The organism is Maribacter sp. 1_MG-2023, from assembly GCF_030547005.1.
Taxonomy (GTDB): domain Bacteria; phylum Bacteroidota; class Bacteroidia; order Flavobacteriales; family Flavobacteriaceae; genus Maribacter.
On the sequence record NZ_JAUOPN010000006.1, the window covers coordinates 124885 to 147832 of the forward strand.

Sequence of the window (22948 nt, forward strand, 5' to 3'; positions counted from 1 at the left end):
TGACCATGACGAAGAACATTTTAGCAGTAGCATTTTTAGCAGTGGCATTCGCCTCTTGTAGCAACGACGATGACAGTACCCAAACAGAACCCTTATTAACTGAAACGGTAAGCAACCTATACGCCCCACAAACAGGAGGACAAGGCGAACCCGTTGGTGGCGAATTCACCAAATTCGATTTTGAAACAGGCGCAGAAACTACAAGTGATACTGATTGGGACATTGCCTTTAGAGGAACAACAATTGCTGTAAACGGTGGCGTTGCAACAGGTACGACAGATGAACCAACAAGAAACGGAGATGTTAGCGCTGCAATAGTAACTGGAACATTTACCAGTGTAACCTCTGCCGCTGACCTTACTTTCAACCAAGACTCAGAAACATCATTTGCCATACCAACAGGAAGCGATAATGGCTGGTACAATTACAATTCTGAAAGCTTTACCGTTACCGCTATACCTGGTAAAGTGTTTGTTTTTAAAACTACAGAAGGTAATTACGTTAAAGTGGAATTTATAAGCTACTACGAAGATGCCCCAGCGGTGCCAGATCCATTTACCGATGCAACACCATATTACACTTTTAACTATGTATACAACCCTAACGTTGGGGAAACTTCTTTTGAATAGTTTGTTTTAATTTAAGTTGTTTATAAAAGCTCGTCTGTAAAGACGGGCTTTTTTTATTTAGTATAAAGCAGTTGTTCATACAGTTTAAACTAGTACGGGTTTTCTTCAAATGTAATTTGGTATATTGGTAGTATAATATATATATATAACATATGTTTTATATATCTCATATTGGAAGGATATATAACATATGTTATATATTTAATTGTTGTAGCACATTTACCAAAACCAACTAAATGATTGAATTAATACTTTCGACTTTAGCAGAATTTGGACTAATTCACGAGGATTACAAACATCGGAAACGAATTAGTAAAAAAGAAAAAGAAGATGGTGTTAAAAGACCTATTCAGAAATATTTTCTACAACCGAGTTCAATTATGGTCATTTCGCTTTTATTAGTTGGAAGTATAAGCGCATTTCTATTTTTCGGTTATCAAAGAACGTCTATCTATCCTGATAAAACTGAAAAAGAAATAGCTGAAATTAGTGAGAGAATGGAAAATTGGAATGAAAAGTTCGGAAAATATCCAACGGACCTTAATGAATTAATCGGAAATAGTCCTTTGAGACAAGATTGGAAAAAAGACGCTTGGAATCGAGAATATGAATTTAAGGTTACGGAAAATGGACAAAGGTTTTTAATCACTTCTGCTGGTTCGGATGGAAAATTTAAAACGGAAGATGACATTAAATCGGAATAAAAGAGGTTTAAAAATTATTGGACTTTATATAATTAGCTTAGTCTGTATATCTTTCTATTTTTTAATGGATTACCATAACGTCATCTTTGTACTCTATGAAAAATGGGATATGAATCCCGATGGCAAGTTTACTACACTTGTTTTTACTGGATTACTTCAATATGGATTATTAATAGTTGGTATATGTATTTTTTCAACGCTGAGTTTTATTCTAATCAGAGGGAAAATTAAAAGCGAATAAATAAAAACGTGCTACAACAATGGCTAAACGTAATGCGGACTTTAAGGCAAAACCGAAAGGTCTGTGTATATTTATGAGGTCGCTAAATCTTATGGATTTAGCTTTGGACAAGAAAAAATAAATCTAAACAATAAGCTTTAGCTTCGTGTGCAGACGGAAACGAAAAGTTTCCTTACCACCGCACTACGCTTAGCCTAGCCGTTGTCATTAATTTTATAGAATTTGAGTTACACAATTATCATATTATTAGGATTACTATTAATCGCACCGATATTCATTGCGTATTATTATGATTACAAAACTGACCCAAAACAGTTTTCTTTCTCGGTTAAAACTTTGGGAAAGGGGTTGGGAAAAGGGATAATTTATATGGCTATTTATTTTGGAATAAATAAAGCTTATGAATTACTTGTTCCTCTAAATAAAAATCACGGAATGGAATTCAATTCTGAACGTGAACAACTAGGAATTCCTACTTTGAAATCAGATTGGAAAGTTAGTGATTATGAGTCTGAACAATTCACAACTTATTGGTGGAAACCGGAACCGAGAAATGGACATTTTAAAAAAATAATTGAGTACGGAATTTTGGATTCAAAAACGGAAACGGATTATTATCACAACGAAAATAAGAAAGGAACTTTTGCTTGGTCAAAATATGACTTTGACAAAAGGGAATTTCAATATTTTATGGAATTACCAAATGAAAAATTAGTTTCTGTAACTGACAGAGGTCAATTAAGAGTGGAGAAGCCAACTGTTGTGAAAAATGTAAGTAAATCTGAATTTGAAAATTATATTACGGAATAAAAACTAATGACAACAAAACCTAAACGTAATGCGGAGTTTAGAAAAAAATCGAAAGGTCTGTGTATATTTATGGAGTCGTTAAGTCTTATGGATTTAGCTTTGGACAAAAAAAGAAAAAGCAAAACAATAAGCTTTAGCTTCGTGCTCAGACGGAAATGAAAAAATTTCTTTGCCTAAACAATACAAATAAATTAAACACTGTAAGTAATTAAAAATGAAGCCAAAATTATTAAAAACAAAAATACAGCTTGAAAACGATAGTGTATTATTGCTGCCTTTTGAGAACGAACGAAATGAAGAGCTCAAAGAAATAATTTTCGATAAAGAAATCTGGGAATTTATGGGAATGAGTGTAAACAACGAACAAGGTTTAAAGAATTATATTTCTAAGACGATTAAAGATAAAAATAGCGGCTTGTGCTATCCGTTTTTAGTTATAGACAAACTAACCAATAAAGTCGCAGGTTGTACCAGATACGGCAACTTAAATACCTCTAGCCAAAAATGTGAAATTGGATGGACCTGGTACGGTACAGAGTTTCAAGGCACAGGTTTAAACAAAGCCTGCAAATATGAACTATTGAAATTTGGCTTTGAAGAAATTGGATTTAGAAGAATACAGTTTAGTTCAGACAAAGCTAACTTAAGGTCATTAAAAGCAATTGAAAAATTAGGCGCGCAAAAAGAGGGTGTTTTTAGAAACAATTACATCGCATCAAATGGAGAAAGTAGAACTGACGTCTATTTTAGCATCATTAAAAATGAATGGAAAGAACTTAAAGATGAGCTCTTTTCTGAATTTGAAACCTACTAAGAGATTTGTACTTTAAAATAAAAACCGGGTACAGTAACCCATAAAATGCATTGCCTTAGAATTTATTGAACAGAAATGTCGTATAGAAACAGCTTTAGATTCTACTAAATTGATTCTATATATGAATTATAACAGCAAAAAAGAACTTAACCGCTATACCATAATTTACTATCATCAAAATTCAATTTAAAAAGCACTGAAAAGTGAATACTTATATTCCTTTTATTCTTTTTTTCAATATTCATTTTAACGCACATTTTTTGACATTTGCTTCTGTACATATTATAAAGGAATACAAAATTCATTAATTTGGTAATTTAAAGTTTTACTCATCAATATTTAATTTATGCCCTATCAAGATGAATTTCTTATTTTCTGGAAACAAGTAACAGAAAGTGTTGAAGAAGGTAACTTTGCGAAACTAACCATGGCAAAAACCATTGGTAAGCCTAATTTGAGAAATATATTCGTAAGACCCATCTATTCTGAAAATGGCTTTAAAGTCTTGCTTAAATTACGTTATAGATCTAGAGAGACCGAAGACCAAACCGAAGAGCTTACTTTAGACGAGGCTTTTATCATCTTAAAATCTCATCTTAAAACATCTTTCTTGACAGTTGTATTATTTACCACAACAAAAGATGTGCTTTTCAAAGTTAATAAAAAGGGTGTTGGAAGTTTTACAGAAAACCCTCCGACTTTTAGCGATATTACTCAAGCTAAAATGGACGATTAGAATAGCTGGATAACTAATAAAATAATAGAGAAGATAAATCTTTAGAATTTCGCTTTGACCAGAAAAATGAAAAAAAAAAAAACCCAAAATATCGAAAAGTCCGTTCGGGCAAAAAAAAAAGATATCGCTATGTAATTTGCAGGAAACAAATGCTAGTTTGCTCCTAAGCTATTCATAGTTAAAACGCAATAAAATTCAACATTCTATTTATGTTAACAATATGCACTAACGAACAGTAGCAAAATAATGAAGCAAAGCTTATCGTACTATATTACACTGTTTGTCATTAAGCTAAAAGGCTTGAAAAAGATTTTTAGTATAGCCCCTATAGACTTCAAAAGAATCAGAAAAGAAGATGTAAAATATCCGAAAGGCAAGTTTTACAAGCAAAACAAAATACGGACTTTTAAGGTTTTAGATTCTTTAATTACTGAAGTAGGACGATATAAAAATTCTAAAAACCTTTTGATATTTATTCACGGTGGTGCATTTATTTCTGGTCCGGCTAAACATCATTGGGATTCTTTTAAAAAAATAGCTTCACAAACAGATTATAAAATTTGGATGTGCGATTATCCAAAGTCACCTGAAAACAAGATATCAATAATTTCAGAAAACATAGACTCTATTTACAATACTGCCTTAGACCAATTTCAAGCAAATAACATTTATTTAATTGGAGATTCTGTTGGTGGAACATTAATCGTCAGTTTAACCCAACGGCTGATATTAAAGGGCATTAAACTACCAAAAAAAATCATTTTGATTACCCCTGTTATGGATTCAAGTATGTCTAATTCTGAAATTGACAAAGTAGATAGTATTGACCCAATGCTTTCAAAAATCGGAGTATTAAGTGCGAAAAAAATGTGTGCCGAGAATAATGATTTGAAAAATGCTATGATTTCACCTTTATACGGAAGTTTTGCTAAGTTCCCGTATACAATTTTATTTATAGCAGAAAATGACATTTTTAATCCGGACCAAAAGTTAGCTGTCAAAAAAATTATTGATGCTAATATAAATTTCGAATTAATCGAAGGAAAAAATATGCCCCATATTTGGCCCTTCTTACCAGTAATGAAAGAAGCTAAAATATCTTTGAATGAAATTATCAATATTATAAATAACTAGCTAGTACATTCTAAAAGGTAATTATCATTAAAGAAGAAAAAAATCAATAATGCCAGCAAAATAGAAACATGAATATAAAATATATTTTAGGATCAATCATTACTATTCCGCTATTACCTATAATGTATTTTCAAGGTAAAAATATCAAAAAAACTGTTCCACGATTACCCGAAGCTGAAGGTACCAAAGGCTTATCAACAATCTCTTCTAAAAAGGTACTACGTATGCTAACTATCGGCGAAAGTACTATTGCAGGTGTTGGAGTTAAAACTCACCAAGAGGGCTTTACTGGCTCCTTGGCAGACGAATTGGCTATGAAACTAAATACAAATGTCGATTGGAAAGTTTATGCTAAAAGCGGGTATACTGCAAAAAAAGTAAACGAAAAAATTATTGATCTCATTACAGAAGAAGCTGTCGATCTAATTGTTGTCGGCCTTGGTGGTAATGATGCTTTTGAATTGAACTCACCTAAAAAATGGAACCGAGACGTTCGTGAACTTATCAAAAGCATTAAAGCTAAATTCAACGATGTGCCGATTGTATTTACCAATATGCCACCCATAAAAGAATTTCCAGCTTTTACGCCCATCATAAAATTTACCATTGGCAATCTGGTTAACATACTAGGTGAAGAATTAATTAGTATTGTAAAAGATTTTGACAAGGTGTATTACTACGCATTAAAACCTTCTAGCGAAGATTATATTGAAAGATTCAATTTAGAAATAGAACCTTCTGAATTTTTCGTTGACGGAGTTCATCCTTCAAAACGAACGTATCATATTTGGGCAAAAGATATTTCAAACTACATTACAGAATCGAAAGAAATTAAAGCCGCCATAAAGCATAACCTATAAATAATATATTTCTAAAATGTAATTAGAGTTTAAAAACACCTTCGATTTATTAAATATCAATTACAGGTTTTCTAAAAGTAAAATCGATTTATTCGACACCTAACATCTTAACAAACAAATTTCTAACTAAAAAATTCATTCTAACTTTTTCTTCTTGATCATAGATTTTGAAAAAACTTTTGCATAATCACAGCTACTGATTTCAGTCATATTTTTTCAATAGACTACAAAGTAACTTGCGATACTATTTATTTGTTTTTCAAACAATTAAACTACAATTATGAAGAATAAGAAGAATTTTATCCTCAAAGCTTTAGTAGCCATTTTGTCTATTATAGGTGTTGTAGCTGTAGTAATTTGGTTTTCTATGCCTAAAGAGCAGCGTAACATGATTTCGTTCATGATGTCTAAAGGAGAAAGCTATGACAACTATAAAGAATATCAAGTTATTGAACGCAATGATAAAGCCTTAGTTCCGGCATCTTTTGAACCTAGCGTGGTCGATACTATTTCTAAAAATAGCTATACAGTCGCAATCACAGAAATGGTAAAAAATGAAAAGTCAAGCATGCTTAAAAAAGGTATGGTTCAAACTTTAGGTATAGATGATTACACAGGGTGGCAGGTACTTGCCGATGAAGGTGCAGAAGAAGGAACTTATCCGTTCGGTCCATCACCACTTAGTTATTACACTGCAGGTATCGCTTCAAATTTACATACACAACTGCTGAAAGCGGCAAAAGAGAAAGATGTAGCATTAAAAAACATAAAAGTAGAAGTATTAAATAAATTCCGTTGGAACAAAATGTCATCAAGTAATGGAGCAGGATTTTTAGATGTAACTACTACCAATATTATTATTGATAGCGATGTATCTCAAGATAAAGTTCAAGGTGCAATAAACCTTGCCCTCCAAGCATGGACAGCAGGAAATGCCTTAAAAAATGAAACGGTTATAGAACCACACTTAGTTATTAATGGAGATAATTTTGACACTTATAAGGCAACACCAGGCACATCTGGTTCAGAAATATCTTATGATGCAGATTTCTTATTGACCTCTGTTACCAGCAGCGCTACGTTACCAGAATTTTTAGAGTTAGAAGTACCTAAAAACCAAGCAGCTTTTGAAATGCTAAATACTATGGATAATTTGGAATTTGAAATATTCGCTATTTCTGAATCAGCAAATAATAGTGAAAGACCTTATCTAACTAAAATAACTATTTCAACACCTTCTGAAGAAACATGGGAAATATATGCAGATGAATTTAGCGACAAAAATGATAAGCCTCTAGCACCTACCTCGCTTGAATATTTCACTTTGGGTACTGCGCTTTGTTTAACTTCACAGACGACATTAACGAGTGCTATGATGAATTTACAATATACCGATTACCGAGTTGAAGACCAGATTGATTTTAAACAAGAAGCTATAGATTCTACTCAAATGGTTGATCACATTGGTACAGTTCATTCATACATTTTAGTTGAATCAAATGAAACGCAGGAAAGATTAGAGTATTTTTATAAGAAATCTTTAGCATTATGTTTTGCAGGCGAAGGATTAAAAAGTGCCACTAAAATGAACACTCACATCTATTTGAACGGACAACCAATTCACTAGATCTGATCAGTTTAGGAAACAGTTTGATTTATCAAACTGTTATCCCGCTTAGCAAGAGCTTCATGCTCTTGCTGCTTTTTTTTATTTCAAATTCCTCATCATAGACTACCCCTAGCCTATAATTTCAACATTTTTTAAAAGTTTAAATTATGATAAAGTACTATATAGGTTATCATATTAATTCATGAAATCAAATAAAATATTTCCATTTCAATGATAACCTTAGGGGTTGTATATTTATGAGGTAGTTATATCCTAGATGGAGGTTCAATGAGAATATATGTTGATAATATTTCTAATGTGAATAGTTTTTTAAAAAAGGAATTCGGACTTCAAGTTATTGATTGTAAACAACTCGATGGGTACGATAATTGGAATTACCGCATTGCCACTTCAGATTCCTCATATATTTATAAAACCTATCAATACTCAGAAGTATCATTTGATATGGTAAAAGCAGAGAATGATACACTCTTATTTCTACAAAACGATTTTGAGCATAAAGTTCCAAAACCCATTCCATTTAAAGATGGTTCTTATCTAGGTACTTTTTCTATAAACGAGAAACCTTCTATATGTCGAATGCTTTCATTTCTAGAAGGTGAGTTTTTAGGCGATGTTTCTTACACAGTGCAATTAATTGAATCTCTGGGTGCTTTTCTAGCAGAATTAGATTTGAAACTAAAAGGGTTTAAAAATTATACGATACAGAGCAGACAATGGGAATGGGACCTTCAGTACTTTGATTTAAATAGAAAGTATATAAATGATATTAAAAACGCCACAAATAGAAATATTGTCCGTTATTTTTATAGTCAGTTTGAAGAAAATGTAAGACCACTTTTTCCTGAATTAAGAAAGCAGATCATACATAATGATGCCAACGAATGGAATATCCTGGTTCAAGAAAACCAAGTATCTGGCATTATAGATTTCGGAGATCTAGCTCATTCTTTTCTTATTAACGAATTAGCTATTGCCATCACCTATACGAGCTACGATAAAGAAAATCCGTTAGAGTGGGCTGTAGTATTACTAAAATCTTACCATCAAAAGCTGCCTATAGAAGCTAAAGAAATAAGTATTTTATATTACCTAATCGCTGCCAGGTTATGCACCAGTGTTTGTAATTCTGCACATGCAAAAAAGGTGAATCCAGATAATAGCTACGCATCGGTAAGTGAGCAATCTGCCTGGAAAATGCTATACAGTTGGTTGGCTATAAACCCCATAAACGCAGAAAATGAATTTAGAAAAGCAGCTAATCTCCCTATTAAAAAACCTGCATCAACTTTAAGTCTACTAAGTAGAAGATTCAAACACATTAGCCCTATTTTATCTACCAGCTACAAGGAGCCTATACATATGGTTAAATCTGCATTTCAATATATGTATGATGCAGAAGGTAATACGTTTTTAGATGCCTATAATAACATTCCGCATGTTGGTCATTCGCACCCTAAAGTCGTGAAAGCAGCGCAACGACAAATGGCGAAACTAAATACCAATACACGCTATATTTATGACGAATTAGCAGATTATGCAGAGAAATTATTAGAACACTTTCCGCCGAATCTGAATAAAGTATTTTTTGTGAATTCAGGTAGCGCAGCGAGTGATTTAGCAGTACGAATGGCAAATAATCACACGAAAAGGAATACCATGATGGTTATGGAATCTGGTTACCACGGCAACACTCAAATAAGCATAGACATAAGTGATTACAAATTTAATAATCCTAAAGGGCAAGGTCAAAAAAATCATATAATAAAAGCGACGCTACCAGATACGTACCGAGGCAAATACACAGCTGATATTGCAAATGCAGGTACACTGTATGGTAAAGATGCAGGTGCTCAAATAGCACAAAGTAAACAACCTATATCCGCTTTTATAAGTGAACCAATTTTAGGATGCGCAGGTCAAGTTCCACTAGCAGATGGCTATTTAAAAGAGGTTTACCCTGCTATTCGAGCACAAGGCGGCATTTGCATAAGTGATGAAGTACAAACAGGTTTTGGTAGATTAGGAGATCATTTCTGGGGATATGAAGCCCATGGCGTCGAACCTGATATAGTAATTTTAGGAAAACCCATCGCAAATGGCCACCCAATGGGTGCGGTGGTTTGCACACAAGAAATTGCAGCATCTTTTGAAAAAGGCGTAGAGTTTTTTAGCTCTTTTGGTGGCAACCCAGTTTCTTGCGCCATTGCAATTGCAGTTCTTGATGTTATAGCAAATGAAAAACTACAAGAAAACGCAAAAGTTGTCGGCGATTATTATAGATCTCTTTTAAAAGATTTGATGCTAAAATATAGCTGCATTGGCGATGTACGAGGTTCTGGACTATTTATAGGTGTTGACATCGTTAAGGATAATACCAAAACACCAAATACTGCATTAGCAAGCCATATTAAAAATGAATTAAGAAACAGGCATATTTTGGTAAGTACAGATGGTCCTTTCGATAATGTAATTAAAACCAAACCTCCTTTGTGTTTTAGTAAAGAAAATGCAGCGAAAATGGTTACGACGGTCAGTGCAATTCTGGATGAATATTATAATAATGGAGCAGTTTTTGATGTTTAAATAAGTATGAATAAAGCTGTCTTTATAATAAAACATAGCATTTGAAAAAAATTGAAATCAACACAACTTCTTATCCGAATAACGCTCATTGAAGTCTCTATATTATAGGATTATCCACATTTATGGAGTAATTAGTGTTCTTATTTTTATGGAATAAAATCTACACAAGAACAAATATGGTTTCTAGGTCAAAGAAAATGGTCTATGTATATTTATTGATTCATAAATTTTTACGGCCATTTGAAAAATAAATACACCTATTAACAACTTATCTTAATATCTCTTTTTACCATATGTTTATCTTATGCCCAAAAGAGAGCCAATAACAAACCAAACATATTATTTATTTCTGTTGATGATCTTAGACCTACTTTAGGTGTTTATGGCGACACGGTGGCAGTTACTCCGAATATTGATCAATTAGCTGGTGAGGGCATGACCTTTAGGCAAACATTTTCACAAGTAGCTGTTTGTGCACCATCTAGAGCTAGCTTAATGACAGGGTTGCGACCAGACTCGACACGTGTTTGGCATTTAGGTGATAAGTTTCGAGAAATACATCCGACGACAGTAACCATGCCACAGCATTTTTCAAAGTATGGATATCATACAGTTAATCTTGGTAAAATTTTTCATAATTATATGCCCGATTCGATTTCATGGAACGAACCTGATCTTAGACCTTCTCAATATCTTCAAAAAGATTGGTTAAAAAGAGATGGAGAAACATTTTATATCGATGCCGAAGTAAATAAATCTCAAGCTATAAAAAGAGACTCCTTATTAAAATTAAAACCAATTAGATACGCTGATGGTTGGAATACGGGTCCGGCTTGGGAAGCTGCCGATGTTCATGACACTCTTTATTACGATGGCGCACAAGCAGAATTAGCAAAAAGAACACTTACCCGTTTAGCAAATTCAGAAACTCCATTTTACATGGGCTTAGGGTTTTTTCGACCACATCTACCGTTTACCGCTCCCAAAAAATATTGGGATTTATATGACGCCAAAAACATTCCATTAGCTGCAAACCCCAACGTGCCAGAAAACGCACCTGGTCATACCATGAACTCAATGTACGAATTAAGACATTATGAGGGTTTCAATGCTATTGGGCATCCAGAATCTAACTATAAAATGGATGAACAAACCTCCAGAACTTTAAAACATGGGTATTATGCAAGCGTAAGCTACATTGATGCTTTAATCGGTAATTTGATATCACATTTAAAAAAACTTGAAATATATGATAACACAATCATCATCATCTGGGGTGATCATGGATGGAAATTAGGCGACCATAATAGCTGGGGGAAAATGACAAACTATAATATCGATTTACAAGTACCGATGATTATAAGATATCCTAATCAAGAAAACAGAGGGGCACAAACTTATGCCATTACAGAACTTATTGATATGTTTCCTTCATTATGTGAAATTGCAGGTGTTGATATACCATACTATTTACAAGGAACTAGTTTTGTTCCATTAATAAAAGAACCTGATCGCTCATGGAAAAATGCCGCTTTTAGCCAGTTTCACAGAAGACCAAAACATGCTGCAAACGGTAAGCGGTTTATGGGTTATTCTATGAATACAAGTAAATATCATTATATAGAATGGTACACCTGGGACCCTAAATCAGGTACTAGGGGCAAATTGACAAATAAAGAGTTGTTCGACCGTATAAACGATCCGCACGAAACTGTCAATATCGCATATAACAGAGAACTAAGCGAGGTTACGATTGCCTTATCCAAACAACTTGAAAAAGGTTGGAGACAAGCAAAACCCAATCTTTAAAAGTGAATTGATTATAATAATCAAGAAAATAGCATTATGATGGTTTTCAATATTTATAAATTAATATTATAAGGATTATATATCTTAGGCTCATAATACTTTGCATACTTTTTACGGTATGCATATCATGCAGAACCTCGACCAAAAAAGGGCGATATAGTAAAGAACGTAGATGCCTCACTTTTTCTTAAAAGCAACAGTTTATCTATAGACTCGGTAGGTTGTACATTAAGTGATGGCACCAAGATCAAATGTCTTAAAATAGCCACTTTTAGTATTCGTAAAGATCATGAAATAGGTACGTGGTGCCAGCATACCATTAACGACAGTGCGGATAATGGCGTCATATGGTTCAAAGATGGATAAATGTATGATCGTGATTTCATCAAAGAATTACCAAAATTGTATCATAACGATTTCTGGAAATTATATGACATTAACGGAGATATATTTAGAACGAATAGCTAAGAAAATTGCATTAAATTAATGGGTACATGGCTTTAAAGATGAATTTATTAATTATTGCATTGAATGTTTGCCAGAATATGTAAGTAACTTATCTAGCACCTATTAAATAGCTATAACTCCTTCTATATACTAGTAAGAACAGCTTAATTATAAAAAGCATAAACTCTAATTAGTTAATAATTTAAATATCTTTGTATTCACAGAAATCTTGCTAATAAATATTACAGCTTCATCAAAAACTAGCTACTTGTATGAAGTTAAAAAGTAGTTTTTGTTTGTATTTTTTTCGAGCACCTATTTAATTTTAAACGCAATGCTTAGACATCAAGGCAAAAGCAGAAAATTAAAGTACAATCTGCAAATTGCCACAATTTATCTTTTGTACCAGGCATTGTAAATGTCACGGGTTTTTTGGGATACAACCAATTAACCACTAATGTTACAGGGCATTTTGCACTTTTCATGAACGATGTTGCTAATTTAGAATTCTGGAAAGGCACGATTTATTTGCTCTATATTTTCTCTTTCCTCTTTGGATCCTTCTTCTCTAGTTTTCTGATTGAAAAATTTAGAAAGAATAAAAAATTAAATGTTTTTGTATTACCAACCGCAATCGAATGTCTAATTCTAATAGCCATACCCCCTTATAGTGATGCTTTTGAGATTACTAATTCAGATTTAATTGTTTGCTCTCTTCTATTTGCCATTGGTTTGCAAAATTCTTTCGTTACAAGAATTTCAAATGCAGTGGTTAGAACAACACACCTAACGGGACTATTTACAGGTTTAGGAATTGAGTTTTCGCAATTATTTTTTCCAGAGAGGCATCCAAATAGAGAAAAATTAAAATCTACTATTAAACTCCGCCTTTACATAATCTGTTTCTTCTTTCACGGAGGAATAACTGGCGGATTTCTGTACCTGCAACTTAAAATGGAATACACTATTTGCTGGCGCACTAATTTTATTGGCAAGTTTGTTCTATGATGATTTTAGATATCAATTTATACGTACCAAAAGAAAATATACGCAGCGTTGAGTTTTAATTACCCTTTTGAAACATTCAGTTATATTTTATAAAAAAGGATTGCGTAATTTTAAAAGTATTCTATAATTCTTTGAATATTAAAAAAGCTTAAACTAAAAACCATGAAACATCTACTCTCTACATTCCTTTTCGCTGCACTTTTGGTTTCTTGTAATTCATCAGATAAATCTAAATCAACATCTGCAGAAAGTTCAGATACAGACACAACTACAGAAGCTGTTGCAAAAATTGAAAAGCAATTAAAAACCATTGAAACAGATGAAGACCTTATTGCTACTGCATTAATGGCTGCACCTGCAGAAAGTAGAGCTACAACTAAAGTAATTGGTTATAATATGGCTGGTGAGTTCGTAACTTTAAAAGAAGGTGATAGTGAGTATATCGTACTTGCAGATGACCCAAAGAAAGATGGTTTCAACGCTGCTTGTTACCATAAAGACCTCGATGTTTTTATGGCAAGAGGTAGGACTTTACGTGCCGAAGGCAAATCTGCAGATGAAATTTTCGCAATTCGAGAAGCTGAAGTAAAATCTGGTGAAATTAAAATTACTCCCGGTTCCACATTACACATTTACTACGGGCCAAATGCTGCTTATGATATAGAAACGTCAAAAGTAGATGGAGCTAGACTTCGTTATGTGATATATACTCCATTTGCTACATCGGCATCTATTGGCTTACCAGAAACTCCGTCTGCACCCAATCACCCTTGGGTTATGAATCCTGGTACGCACAGAGCACATATAATGATTTCTCCACTTGAAAATGAAGTAGAGTAATACAAAGCGAGTCAAAAAACGTTAACCACATATGGTAAAACGAATACTAAATTACCTCAGCTGGTTTTTTGTAGCCATGCTTTTAGGGTTTCTACATATGCGCATAGTTTTAGGTGCACCACCAGAATCTGACGATGACAAATTCTCGTTTGCAAGTATGATATATGAATGGGCGTTAGTACAAGTTGGCGCAATCGTTGGCTGTATTATTGCACTTATATTCATTTTATTCGATGTATTTTATTTGAGCAACAAACTTCAAGGTAATAGCAAAGCAACGTTATTTCGTTTTATTATTATAATTACCATTGCCATTATCGTTTGCTCTACACATTACTTTTTAGAAAAAATTGCCAACGTCATTTAAGAAGTTATGTCTAATGATCGTTACACAAATACTATCTTAGCATTATGAATACACTTGATATTAGAACAGTAGATGTTGTTCAATATTTACAGCCCTTACGCGAAGGTGGCTCTATGCCTGCCATTGTAAAAGCCGACGACGATTTTCTCTATGTATTAAAGTTTAGAGGCTCTGGGCAAGGTGAAAAATCACTCATCTCAGAGTTTATTGGTGGCGAATTGGCACGTGCCATCGGGTTAAAAGTACCTGAGTTGGTATTTATGAATTTAGAAGATTCATTTAGGCAGACCGAACCAGACGAAGAAATTCAAGATTTATTGAAGTTTAGCGTAGGGCTTAACCTCGGTTTACACTTTTTATCTGGTGCAATTACTTTCGATCCTTTAATTTCTAAAGCAGATGCTATGACAGCTTCAAAGGTTGTGGTGTTAGATAGTTTAATTAGCAATATAGACCGTACCGCTAAAAATGCAAATCTATTATATTGGCATAATGAATTATGGGTGATAGATAACGGGGCAAGTTTCTATTTTCATCATAATTGGGAGACTTGGGAGAGTCACCTTACCAGAACATTTCCGTTTATAAAAGACCATGTGCTTTTACAACAAGCCACTGCCCTACCTAAAGCTGCTGCAGAAATTCAAAAATTTATCACTTTAGAAAAAATTACAGAGATTGTAACTAAAATACCTGAAGATTGGTTGACGAGCGAATCTGATGTATTAAATGCGGATGAAAAAAGAGCAGCCTATATTAAATTTATAACCACTAAGCTATCTATGATCAATGTTTTAGTTAAAGAGGCAGAAGATGCAAGATAGACATACCTTCAAATTTGCTATAGTTAGGATTGTACCTAAAGTTGAACGAGAAGAGTTCTTTAATGTCGGAGTTATTTTATTCTGTAAACGAACAAAATTTTTAGATATTAAATATCATATTAATGAGGATAAGCTAAATGCTTTTTCTCCAGAAATAGAATATGAAATACTGAATGATTATCTAAAAGCCTGGAAATTAATCTGTGAAGGGAAAGAAGCTGGCGGACCAATAGGAAAGTTAGATTTACCTGATAGATTTGGATGGTTAACAGCATGCAGAAGCACAGTCATACAAAGCTCTACTACCCGATCCGGACTCAGTACCGATCCAGAAAAAGAGTTAGAAGACATATTTAATAAGTACGTATTGTAGAAATTTAAAAGATGAAGAAAGCGGCATTACTACTCGTTATAACTATTAGCAATTTTATTCACGCCCAAAACGCGTTTGAAGCGAACTTTAGCGACACTAACAGACCAAGTAACAAAAACTTTTACGTAACATTTACTGACGATAAAAACAACATAGATTCTATACCTATTGTTATACTAAAGGGCAAAAAGACTGGTCCGGTATTTACTATGGTGTCGGGAGTTCATGGGTATGAATATCCTCCTATTATAGCAGCACAAGAACTACTGCAGGAATTAGATACAGATAAACTTACAGGGACATTAATTATTCTTCCAATGGCGAACCCTTCCGCGTTTTTTGGTCGTACTCCGTTTTTAAATCCGACAGATGGTGTAAATCTAAATAGAACATTTCCGGGGAGTAAATCGGGTTCAATTACAGAGCAAATAGCTAATTTCATTTCTAATGAAATAATAGCAAAAACCGATGTATTCCTAGATATACATGGTGGTGATGCCAATGAAGATTTATTCCCGTTTGCATGTTATTACAACAATACAGACAACCCAAAAGAAACGGCTATGGCTAAAAAATTAGCCGAAGCAAGCGGATTTAGTCATGTAGTGTCCTACTCATATAACCTCAAAAAAACAGAACCTGCCAAATACGCTTTTAAACAAGCTGTACAAGATGGTAAAATTGCTTTAAGTCTAGAAAGTGGCAAACTAGGGCAAGTACAAACCGAAGCGGTAGATTTAATAAAAACAGGAGTATATAATATGCTATCAGAAATGAACATGTATAACTCCGAAAATAAAAGTACTACAGATTTTAAAAACATCACAGAACAATCGTATTTAAAATCTGAATACCAAGGTATATTTACAAGTGATTTTAAAGCTGGAGATACGGTAACCGAAGGAGAAATTATTGGTCACATAAAAGACATTTTCGGTGTAACCTTAGCAGTATTAAAAGCACCCAATACAGGTATAATACTATACAAAATAGGCACACCACCAGTAAATAAGGAAGAAACAGTAATGTGTATTGGTTATAGAATAAAGTAGAAATAAAAGTTTTACATATAAAAAATGGTCATTTATTAACGCTATTACAGATCGCTCGCTTAAATTTCAAATAGAATAAGTAAGTTTATCAAAATATACTGACCTACATACCTCATAAAATTATTTAAATATCAGATAAATGCAATCATCAGAACTAAAAAAAATAATTCAAGGCATTCCAAAAACGGAACTCCATTTGCATTTAGAAGGGAGTTTTGAGCCAGAATTAATGTTCGAAATTGCAAAGAGAAACAATATCACTTTACCTTACGATTCTATAGAATCGGTTAAAGAAGCATACAAATTCAATAACCTTCAAGAGTTTTTAGATATCTATTATGCTGGCGCGCAGGTACTATTACATGAGCAAGATTTCTTTGATTTGACCTGGGCATATATAACCAAAGTACACAGTGAAAATGTAAAGCATGTAGAGGTGTTTTTTGACCCACAGACACATACCGAAAGAGGTGTTGCTTTTGATGTTGTGATAAAAGGAATTCATCGCGCTCTAGAAAAGGGAAAAAATGAATTAAATATATCTTACAAACTCATCATGAGCTATTTGCGTCATTTGAGTGAAGAAGACGCTTTTAAAACCTTAGAAGAATCGTTACCGTTTAAAGACATAATCGATGGCGTTGGTTTAGATTCTTCAGAAATGGGAAACCCGCCAAGTAAATTTGAAAAAGTATTTAAAGCGTCTGCAGCACAAGGGTATAAACTTGTTGCTCATGCAGGGGAAGAAGGTCCGGCAGATTACATCTGGGAAGCTTTAGATATTTTAAATGTAGAACGTATAGACCATGGTAATCGTTGTTTAACAGACGAAGCATTAGTAAAAAGATTAGTAGATGATAAAATTGCGCTTACCCTCTGCCCTACTAGCAATGTTGCCTTAAAAGTGATACAGAAAATGGAAGAACATCCTGTCGCTAAAATGCTTGATAAAGGAATTGTTGCAACAATACACTCAGACGATCCTGCCTATTTTGGTGGGTATATGAACGAGAACTATTACCAAACTGCTAAAGCGCTAAACTTAAGTTTAGAACAAATAGAGCAATTAGCTATTAATGGTTTTGAAGCAAGTTGGTTGAACGATGAATCTAAAAAACAGCACATCCAAGAAGTAAAGGATTATTTTAAATCGCTTTAGCTGGGAGCGGAATAAATAGTTCAAAAACAGCACCATTTCCAAGAGAACTTTCTACTCTAACTTGACCGTTATGGGTAGTTACAATTCGTTTTACAATAGCAAGACCTATACCAGTACCTTGATATTCTTCATCGCTATGTAATCGTTGAAAAATTTCAAAAACCTTACTTTCATATTTTTGGTCAAAACCAATACCATTATCAGATACCATTATCAGATACCGTTATATGAGAATAACGTTTGTCTTCCGCTAAATCAATTTCAGGATAATCTGCACCATCAACAATTTTACCCGTTACCTTTATAACAGGTTTATCTTCTTTTTTGGTAAACTTAATTGCATTAGTAAATAGATTGAACAGCAGTTGTTTAAACTGTATTGGTCTAACCGTAATTTCACAATCTTTAGGTATTTTAAGGACTGTTTTATGCTGCTTAAGTTCTTCGCTTAAAACATCTTTTACATCTAATACCAACTTTTTTAAAGAGACCGTTGTTAAACTGTTATCTATTGTTTCGGTAGCGCCGTAAGTCAATAAGTCTTGAATAAGATCCCTCATACGAGCAGCAGACCGATCAATTCTTTCCAATTTATGTTTACCAGCCTCTGTAAGATTATTAAATTCAATATCACTAACCTGAGAAATAAACATCTGTATTTTTCGCAGCGGTTCTTGAAGGTCATGACTACAAATATGATTAAAAGACTCCAAATCATTAATCATCAACTCTAGCTTTATAGTTTTGATTTCTAATTGATTGGTGCGCTGATAAACCTTCTTCTCTAATTTTTTTGAGAATTTCTTCAGCTTTTTATGTACTCGTTCAAGTTCTAACTTATTCTTTCTAAGCTCCAACAAGTTAATAACTTGTTCAGACAAAATATTCAGAGATTCTTTTTGACTATCTGTTAATTTTCTAGGCTTGTTATCAATAACACACAAGGTACCTAAAGGCAAACCACTTGCATTCTTTAGAGGGATACCAGCATAAAAAACAATATTAGGATTACCCGTTACTAAAGGATTATCATGAAAACGTTCATCTTCACGAGCATCTTCAGTCGTAAAAATAGGGTCACTACCGGTAATAGCATGCGCACAAAAGGCATCTTCAATAGGTGTTTCAGAAACTCCTAGACCATAATTAGATTTAAACCACTGTCTTTTATCATCTAAAAGTGTAATTAATGAAATTGGTGTCTGACAAATTTCAGCCGCTAGTTTGGTAAGGTTATCATAATCTTTTTCAGGCAATGTGTCTAAAATGGAATATGAATTAAGAAGTGCAAGGCGTTCTTTTTCCCTATCATGAATTTTGGCCTTTGTCATATAAAATTATGAAGAGGTGGTTTTTAAAGAAAACAAATATAATATGCCTATTGTATTTGATATCTTAAATATAATATAATCCTGTTAATAATTTATCGCTTAGAATATAGTATTGAAGATTAAAACAGGGTTTATATATGCCATATACAAATAGAAAAGAATTCAATTCGTGCATCCCTAAATCTACGAATCTGATAATAAAGCCAAAGACTTCTAACGTGACCTTTTGAACTTTTTCTTTTTCCACCCTTACAAAAGCTCGCTTTTGACTTCCGTAAAAAGAAAAAACTCAATATCAAAAGATATTGAGCTTTGCTCTAAGCGGAGAAAGAGGGATTCGAACCCCCGGAGGTGTGACCCTCAACAGTTTTCAAGACTGCCGCATTCGACCACTCTGCCATTTCTCCTGAGTGCCTCATCAGGTATTCCCTGAATGCGGGTGCAAATATATAAAGGTTTTCTTATCTATTAAAGCCTTTTCTTAATTATTTTTCAACTCATTTATTTCTATACTTTTCAAAGGAAATGAAAAGGTTGAAATTCAGTTATTTATTACCTTGCCGCAATGGTAAATTCGCTAGTAAGCATATTGATTCCTTTTAAGAATGTTGAAGATTATTTTGAAGAATGTCTGAAATCCATCCAAAGTCAGACCTATAAAAATTGGGAAGCCATTGCAGTAAACGATAATTCTAGTGACAACAGCTTACAAATTGCAAACAGATTTGCTGCTGAAGATAATCGGTTTAAAATATTCTCTAATGAAGAATCAGGCATCATAACAGCCCTTAGAAAAGCATACAGACATAGCAGCGGCAATTTTATATCAAGAATGGATGCCGATGACCATATGACCGAAGACCGTATTAAAGTAATGGTCGATTCTTTATTAAATGAAGGTCAAGGAACGCTCGCCGTTGGCAAGGTGAAGTATTTTTCTAAAGCGGGCGTAAACGATGGTTACGATCGCTATGAGAAATGGCTCAACAAGCTTACCGCTAGCGGAGAAAATTTCAAAGAGATATATAAAGAGTGCGTAATACCATCGCCCTGTTGGATGGTACATATAGAAGACTTTGACAAATGCGGCGCGTTTACGCCAAACCGTTATCCTGAAGATTACGACCTTGCTTTTCGTTTCTATGAATACGGCTTAAAATGTATACCCTGCTCCACTACCCTGCACTATTGGCGAGATTACGATAACAGAACATCGCGAACTAGCGAACACTATGCACAGAATTACTTTTTAGATATAAAACTGCATTACTTTTTAAAATTAGAATTCAAATCAAATGACAATTTAGTGGTTTGGGGCGCTGGTAAAAAGGGAAAAACTATTGCCAACTCGCTCGTAGAAAAGAATATTCCCTTTCATTGGGTTTGCGATAATGAAAAGAAAATAGGTAAAGATATTTATGGCGTACGACTTGAACACTACTCAGTTCTTCAAAATACAGAAAAAACTAAGTGTATTGTTACCGTAGCCAATGAAGAAGACCAGATAAGCATCAACTCTTTTCTTAAGGAATTGAATTTAAAACCCGCTATAGATTATTTTTTGTTTTGCTAACAAATCTTCATAAAAATAATAGTTGCATTCTCACAGGCTTCTAATTTCAAAATAATTATCTTTGGCATAAGCAAAATCAGGAATGCAATTTAAATATCCAGAACTTCTTTGGGGTCTTTTACTACTACTCATTCCTATCATTATTCATCTTTTTCAATTACGCCGATTTAAGAAAACACCCTTTACCAACGTAAAGTTCTTAAAACAAGTAGTTTCTGAATCTAGAAAAAGCAGCACATTAAAAAAGTGGTTATTACTTTTTACTAGAATGGGATTATTAGCAGCTTTAGTAATAGCATTTGCTCAGCCGTTTATTGCCAACAATGCAGCACTTCAAGAAAAAGAAACTGTTTTCTACCTAGACGATTCTTTTAGTATGAATGGGCAAATTGAAAACGGCAATCTCTTAAAAAATACGATACAAGATTTCATAAAATTTATACCCAACGACCAACGGTTTACCTTATTCACCAACAAGCAGGTGTTTAAAGATGTTGAAGTAAAAGATATTCAAAACGAGTTATTGAATCTTACCGTGGCTGCCGACCAATTGGGTGTTGCCGAAATTATTTTAAAAGGAAATACTTATTTCAGCGATAATGCTGCTTCTCAAAAAAACCTAGTGGTTATTTCAGATTTCCAGCAACGTATGGGAGACCTTAGCAAGGCTGATTCTACAAAAAATATCAATATTCAGTACATAAAACCATCTAACGCATCAATTACTAATACGTCTATTGATTCTGTTTTTATTGCCGAACGTTCTAATGACAATATAACATTGGTAACCCAACTGTCTACCAATGCTAAAGATGAAACTATACCTGTTTCTTTATTCAACGATAACAACCTAATCGCTAAAACATCAGCAAAATTTGATATTAGTGGTACCGCTGAAGTCGCGTTTACCATCAACGCCAACGATATGGTTTTAGGAAAGGTAACCATCACAGATACCGGCTTGGATTATGACAATCAATTCTTCTTTAACATTGACAAGAAATCAAAAATTAAGGTATTGGCAATTGGCAGTTCTTCGGCAAACTTTTTATCTCGTATTTATACCGAAGATAATTTTGACTTTATTTCAAGTACTTTAGAAAGATTAAACTATAGTACTATAGAGAATCAAGATTTGGTGATACTAAACGAGATTCAAAAAATACCTAGCTCACTTATTACAGCGCTTAAATCATTGAGCGCTAATGGCGGTAGTTTTGTTTTAATTCCGTCAATTGATGGTGACATAGCTTCTTATAACGAATTAGCATCCGCATATTTTAATAGCAAATACTTGAACGCAGTATCACAAGAGATTGCAATTTCAGATGTAAAGACAGCACATCCATTGTTTATGAATGTGTTTGATAAGAAGGTTAACGATTTTCAATTTCCAACTGTAAAAAAATATTTTAAAATAAACTCCAAAGCACCAACAGCACTTTCTTTTCAAAATAAAGAACCATTTTTAATAGGTAATAAAAATGGCTATTTTTTTACAGCAGCAATCAGTAGCGATAATTCAAATTTTAAAAATTCACCGTTAATAGTACCTGCCTTCTACAATATGGGTATGAACAGTTTAAAGCTACCGCCACTGTATGCAACTATTGGCACTGACGTTGAAATAGAATTACCGATTACCCTACAACAAGATGATATCATTAAAATCGCCAACGAAACCAATGAGTTTATACCGCAACAGCGAGTACTACCCAAAAAAGTACAGGTCAACTTTATAGAGAACCCTAAAGAAGCTGGCATCTATAAAATTATGTACAATGAGAAAAATATTAGACACATCAGTTTTAATAATAACAGAAAAGAGAGTGCATTAATTTACACTCCTTTACCAGAAAATAACAGCGATACATCACTCTCAAATTTCTTTTTAGAAAGTCAAAAAAACAATACCATAAACGAGTTTTGGAAATGGTTTGCTATTTTAGCATTGGCATTTGTTTTAATAGAAACGCTACTTCAAAGATTCTTAAAATAAACTAGTAACGAATCAGCCACAA

The 22948-nt window shown here is 33.5% G+C and carries 20 protein-coding genes, 1 tRNA gene and 1 pseudogene; 19 read left to right on the forward strand and 3 right to left on the reverse strand.

Features of this window, described 5'->3' with window-relative positions; all coding sequences use genetic code 11:
* Positions 1-5 precede the first annotated feature (5 nt).
* From Q4500_RS08860 to Q4500_RS08940, 17 genes and pseudogenes are all read left to right on the forward strand, one after another.
* A complete protein-coding gene (locus Q4500_RS08860; RefSeq protein WP_303599341.1) occupies positions 6-629 on the forward strand; it encodes an HmuY family protein in 624 nt (207 codons plus the stop codon).
* Positions 630-865: 236 nt separating this feature from the next.
* Complete coding sequence (locus Q4500_RS08865; RefSeq protein WP_303599342.1) at positions 866-1333, forward strand: type II secretion system protein GspG; 468 nt, start codon at positions 866-868, stop codon at positions 1331-1333.
* Between the two features lie 463 nt (positions 1334-1796).
* Entirely contained in the window at positions 1797-2384 is a 588-nt protein-coding gene (locus Q4500_RS08870; RefSeq protein WP_303599343.1) for a hypothetical protein, read from the forward strand.
* A 214-nt stretch (positions 2385-2598) separates the two neighbouring features.
* Positions 2599-3198, forward strand: a complete 600-nt coding sequence (locus tag Q4500_RS08875) for a GNAT family N-acetyltransferase (protein ID WP_303599344.1) — start codon at positions 2599-2601, stop codon at positions 3196-3198.
* A gap of 346 nt (positions 3199-3544) precedes the next feature.
* The gene (locus Q4500_RS08880) at positions 3545-3934 is read left to right on the forward strand and encodes a hypothetical protein (protein WP_303599345.1); all 390 of its coding nucleotides are present in this window, start codon (positions 3545-3547) and stop codon (positions 3932-3934) included.
* Positions 3935-4174: 240 nt separating this feature from the next.
* Positions 4175-5068, forward strand: a pseudogene (locus Q4500_RS08885) (alpha/beta hydrolase fold domain-containing protein); the annotation flags it as partial.
* Between the two features lie 68 nt (positions 5069-5136).
* Positions 5137-5928 (forward strand): SGNH/GDSL hydrolase family protein, encoded by a 792-nt coding sequence (locus Q4500_RS08890; RefSeq protein WP_303599346.1) that lies wholly within the window; start codon positions 5137-5139, stop codon positions 5926-5928.
* Positions 5929-6208: 280 nt separating this feature from the next.
* Complete coding sequence (locus Q4500_RS08895) at positions 6209-7555, forward strand: OsmC family protein (protein ID WP_303599347.1); 1347 nt, start codon at positions 6209-6211, stop codon at positions 7553-7555.
* A gap of 270 nt (positions 7556-7825) precedes the next feature.
* Positions 7826-10144 (forward strand): aminotransferase class III-fold pyridoxal phosphate-dependent enzyme, encoded by a 2319-nt coding sequence (locus tag Q4500_RS08900; protein WP_303599348.1) that lies wholly within the window; start codon positions 7826-7828, stop codon positions 10142-10144.
* Between the two features lie 336 nt (positions 10145-10480).
* A complete protein-coding gene (locus Q4500_RS08905; RefSeq protein ID WP_303599425.1) occupies positions 10481-11953 on the forward strand; it encodes a sulfatase in 1473 nt (490 codons plus the stop codon).
* A gap of 879 nt (positions 11954-12832) precedes the next feature.
* Positions 12833-13408 (forward strand): YoaK family protein, encoded by a 576-nt coding sequence (locus Q4500_RS08910; protein ID WP_368389740.1) that lies wholly within the window; start codon positions 12833-12835, stop codon positions 13406-13408.
* A 162-nt stretch (positions 13409-13570) separates the two neighbouring features.
* Positions 13571-14248, forward strand: coding sequence for a hypothetical protein (locus Q4500_RS08915; RefSeq protein ID WP_303599349.1), 678 nt, complete (start codon positions 13571-13573; stop codon positions 14246-14248).
* A 97-nt stretch (positions 14249-14345) separates the two neighbouring features.
* A complete protein-coding gene (locus Q4500_RS08920; protein ID WP_303599350.1) occupies positions 14346-14615 on the forward strand; it encodes a hypothetical protein in 270 nt (89 codons plus the stop codon).
* A 44-nt stretch (positions 14616-14659) separates the two neighbouring features.
* Positions 14660-15439, forward strand: a complete 780-nt coding sequence (locus Q4500_RS08925; protein WP_303599351.1) for a HipA family kinase — start codon at positions 14660-14662, stop codon at positions 15437-15439.
* Positions 15429-15812, forward strand: coding sequence for a DUF3037 domain-containing protein (locus Q4500_RS08930; protein WP_299799281.1), 384 nt, complete (start codon positions 15429-15431; stop codon positions 15810-15812). Before Q4500_RS08925 ends, Q4500_RS08930 begins: the two co-directional genes overlap by 11 nt.
* An 11-nt stretch (positions 15813-15823) precedes the next feature.
* Complete coding sequence (locus tag Q4500_RS08935; RefSeq protein WP_303599352.1) at positions 15824-16864, forward strand: M14 family metallopeptidase; 1041 nt, start codon at positions 15824-15826, stop codon at positions 16862-16864.
* 139 nt (positions 16865-17003) lie between these two features.
* Positions 17004-18023 (forward strand): adenosine deaminase, encoded by a 1020-nt coding sequence (locus Q4500_RS08940; protein WP_303599353.1) that lies wholly within the window; start codon positions 17004-17006, stop codon positions 18021-18023.
* On the opposite strand, the gene Q4500_RS08945 is transcribed toward Q4500_RS08940, so the two are convergent.
* The 3 genes from Q4500_RS08945 to Q4500_RS08955 all read right to left on the reverse strand — a co-directional run bounded on the left by Q4500_RS08945 (position 18010) and on the right by Q4500_RS08955 (position 19761).
* Positions 18010-18234 carry an ATP-binding protein gene (locus Q4500_RS08945; RefSeq protein WP_303599354.1) on the reverse strand — a complete coding sequence of 75 codons (225 nt, stop codon included), beginning with the start codon at positions 18232-18234 and terminating at the stop codon, positions 18010-18012. The genes Q4500_RS08940 and Q4500_RS08945 overlap by 14 nt on opposite strands.
* Positions 18224-19354, reverse strand: a complete 1131-nt coding sequence (locus Q4500_RS08950) for a GAF domain-containing protein (RefSeq protein ID WP_303599355.1) — start codon at positions 19352-19354, stop codon at positions 18224-18226. The genes Q4500_RS08945 and Q4500_RS08950 overlap by 11 nt, the downstream gene beginning before the upstream one ends.
* Before the next feature lie 322 nt (positions 19355-19676).
* Positions 19677-19761 (reverse strand) — tRNA-Ser (locus Q4500_RS08955).
* A 158-nt stretch (positions 19762-19919) separates the two neighbouring features.
* Here Q4500_RS08955 and Q4500_RS08960 point away from each other — a divergent pair.
* Positions 19920-20927 carry a glycosyltransferase family 2 protein gene (locus tag Q4500_RS08960; protein WP_303599356.1) on the forward strand — a complete coding sequence of 336 codons (1008 nt, stop codon included), beginning with the start codon at positions 19920-19922 and terminating at the stop codon, positions 20925-20927.
* Positions 20928-21009: 82 nt separating this feature from the next.
* The gene (locus tag Q4500_RS08965; RefSeq protein WP_303599357.1) at positions 21010-22926 is read left to right on the forward strand and encodes a BatA domain-containing protein; all 1917 of its coding nucleotides are present in this window, start codon (positions 21010-21012) and stop codon (positions 22924-22926) included.
* The last annotated feature ends 22 nt before the right edge of the window (positions 22927-22948 follow it).

Bases quoted from the DNA above. Each gene is read 5' to 3' on its own strand.
- Q4500_RS08890 (WP_303599346.1), top strand. From the start codon at position 5,137: ATGAATATAAAATATATTTTAGGATCAATCATTACTATTCCGCTATTA.
- Q4500_RS08895 (WP_303599347.1), top strand. From the start codon at position 6,209: ATGAAGAATAAGAAGAATTTTATCCTCAAAGCTTTAGTAGCCATTTTG.
- Q4500_RS08930 (WP_299799281.1), top strand. From the start codon at position 15,429: ATGCAAGATAGACATACCTTCAAATTTGCTATAGTTAGGATTGTACCT.
- Q4500_RS08950 (WP_303599355.1), bottom strand. From the start codon at position 19,354: ATGACAAAGGCCAAAATTCATGATAGGGAAAAAGAACGCCTTGCACTT.
- Q4500_RS08960 (WP_303599356.1), top strand. From the start codon at position 19,920: ATGGTAAATTCGCTAGTAAGCATATTGATTCCTTTTAAGAATGTTGAA.
- Q4500_RS08875 (WP_303599344.1), top strand. From the start codon at position 2,599: ATGAAGCCAAAATTATTAAAAACAAAAATACAGCTTGAAAACGATAGT.
- Q4500_RS08860 (WP_303599341.1), top strand. From the start codon at position 6: ATGACGAAGAACATTTTAGCAGTAGCATTTTTAGCAGTGGCATTCGCC.
- Q4500_RS08880 (WP_303599345.1), top strand. From the start codon at position 3,545: ATGCCCTATCAAGATGAATTTCTTATTTTCTGGAAACAAGTAACAGAA.
- Q4500_RS08915 (WP_303599349.1), top strand. From the start codon at position 13,571: ATGAAACATCTACTCTCTACATTCCTTTTCGCTGCACTTTTGGTTTCT.
- Q4500_RS08900 (WP_303599348.1), top strand. From the start codon at position 7,826: ATGAGAATATATGTTGATAATATTTCTAATGTGAATAGTTTTTTAAAA.
- Q4500_RS08945 (WP_303599354.1), bottom strand. From the start codon at position 18,234: ATGGTATCTGATAATGGTATTGGTTTTGACCAAAAATATGAAAGTAAG.
- Q4500_RS08965 (WP_303599357.1), top strand. From the start codon at position 21,010: ATGCAATTTAAATATCCAGAACTTCTTTGGGGTCTTTTACTACTACTC.
- Q4500_RS08935 (WP_303599352.1), top strand. From the start codon at position 15,824: ATGAAGAAAGCGGCATTACTACTCGTTATAACTATTAGCAATTTTATT.
- Q4500_RS08920 (WP_303599350.1), top strand. From the start codon at position 14,346: ATGCGCATAGTTTTAGGTGCACCACCAGAATCTGACGATGACAAATTC.
- Q4500_RS08940 (WP_303599353.1), top strand. From the start codon at position 17,004: ATGCAATCATCAGAACTAAAAAAAATAATTCAAGGCATTCCAAAAACG.
- Q4500_RS08865 (WP_303599342.1), top strand. From the start codon at position 866: ATGATTGAATTAATACTTTCGACTTTAGCAGAATTTGGACTAATTCAC.
- Q4500_RS08925 (WP_303599351.1), top strand. From the start codon at position 14,660: ATGAATACACTTGATATTAGAACAGTAGATGTTGTTCAATATTTACAG.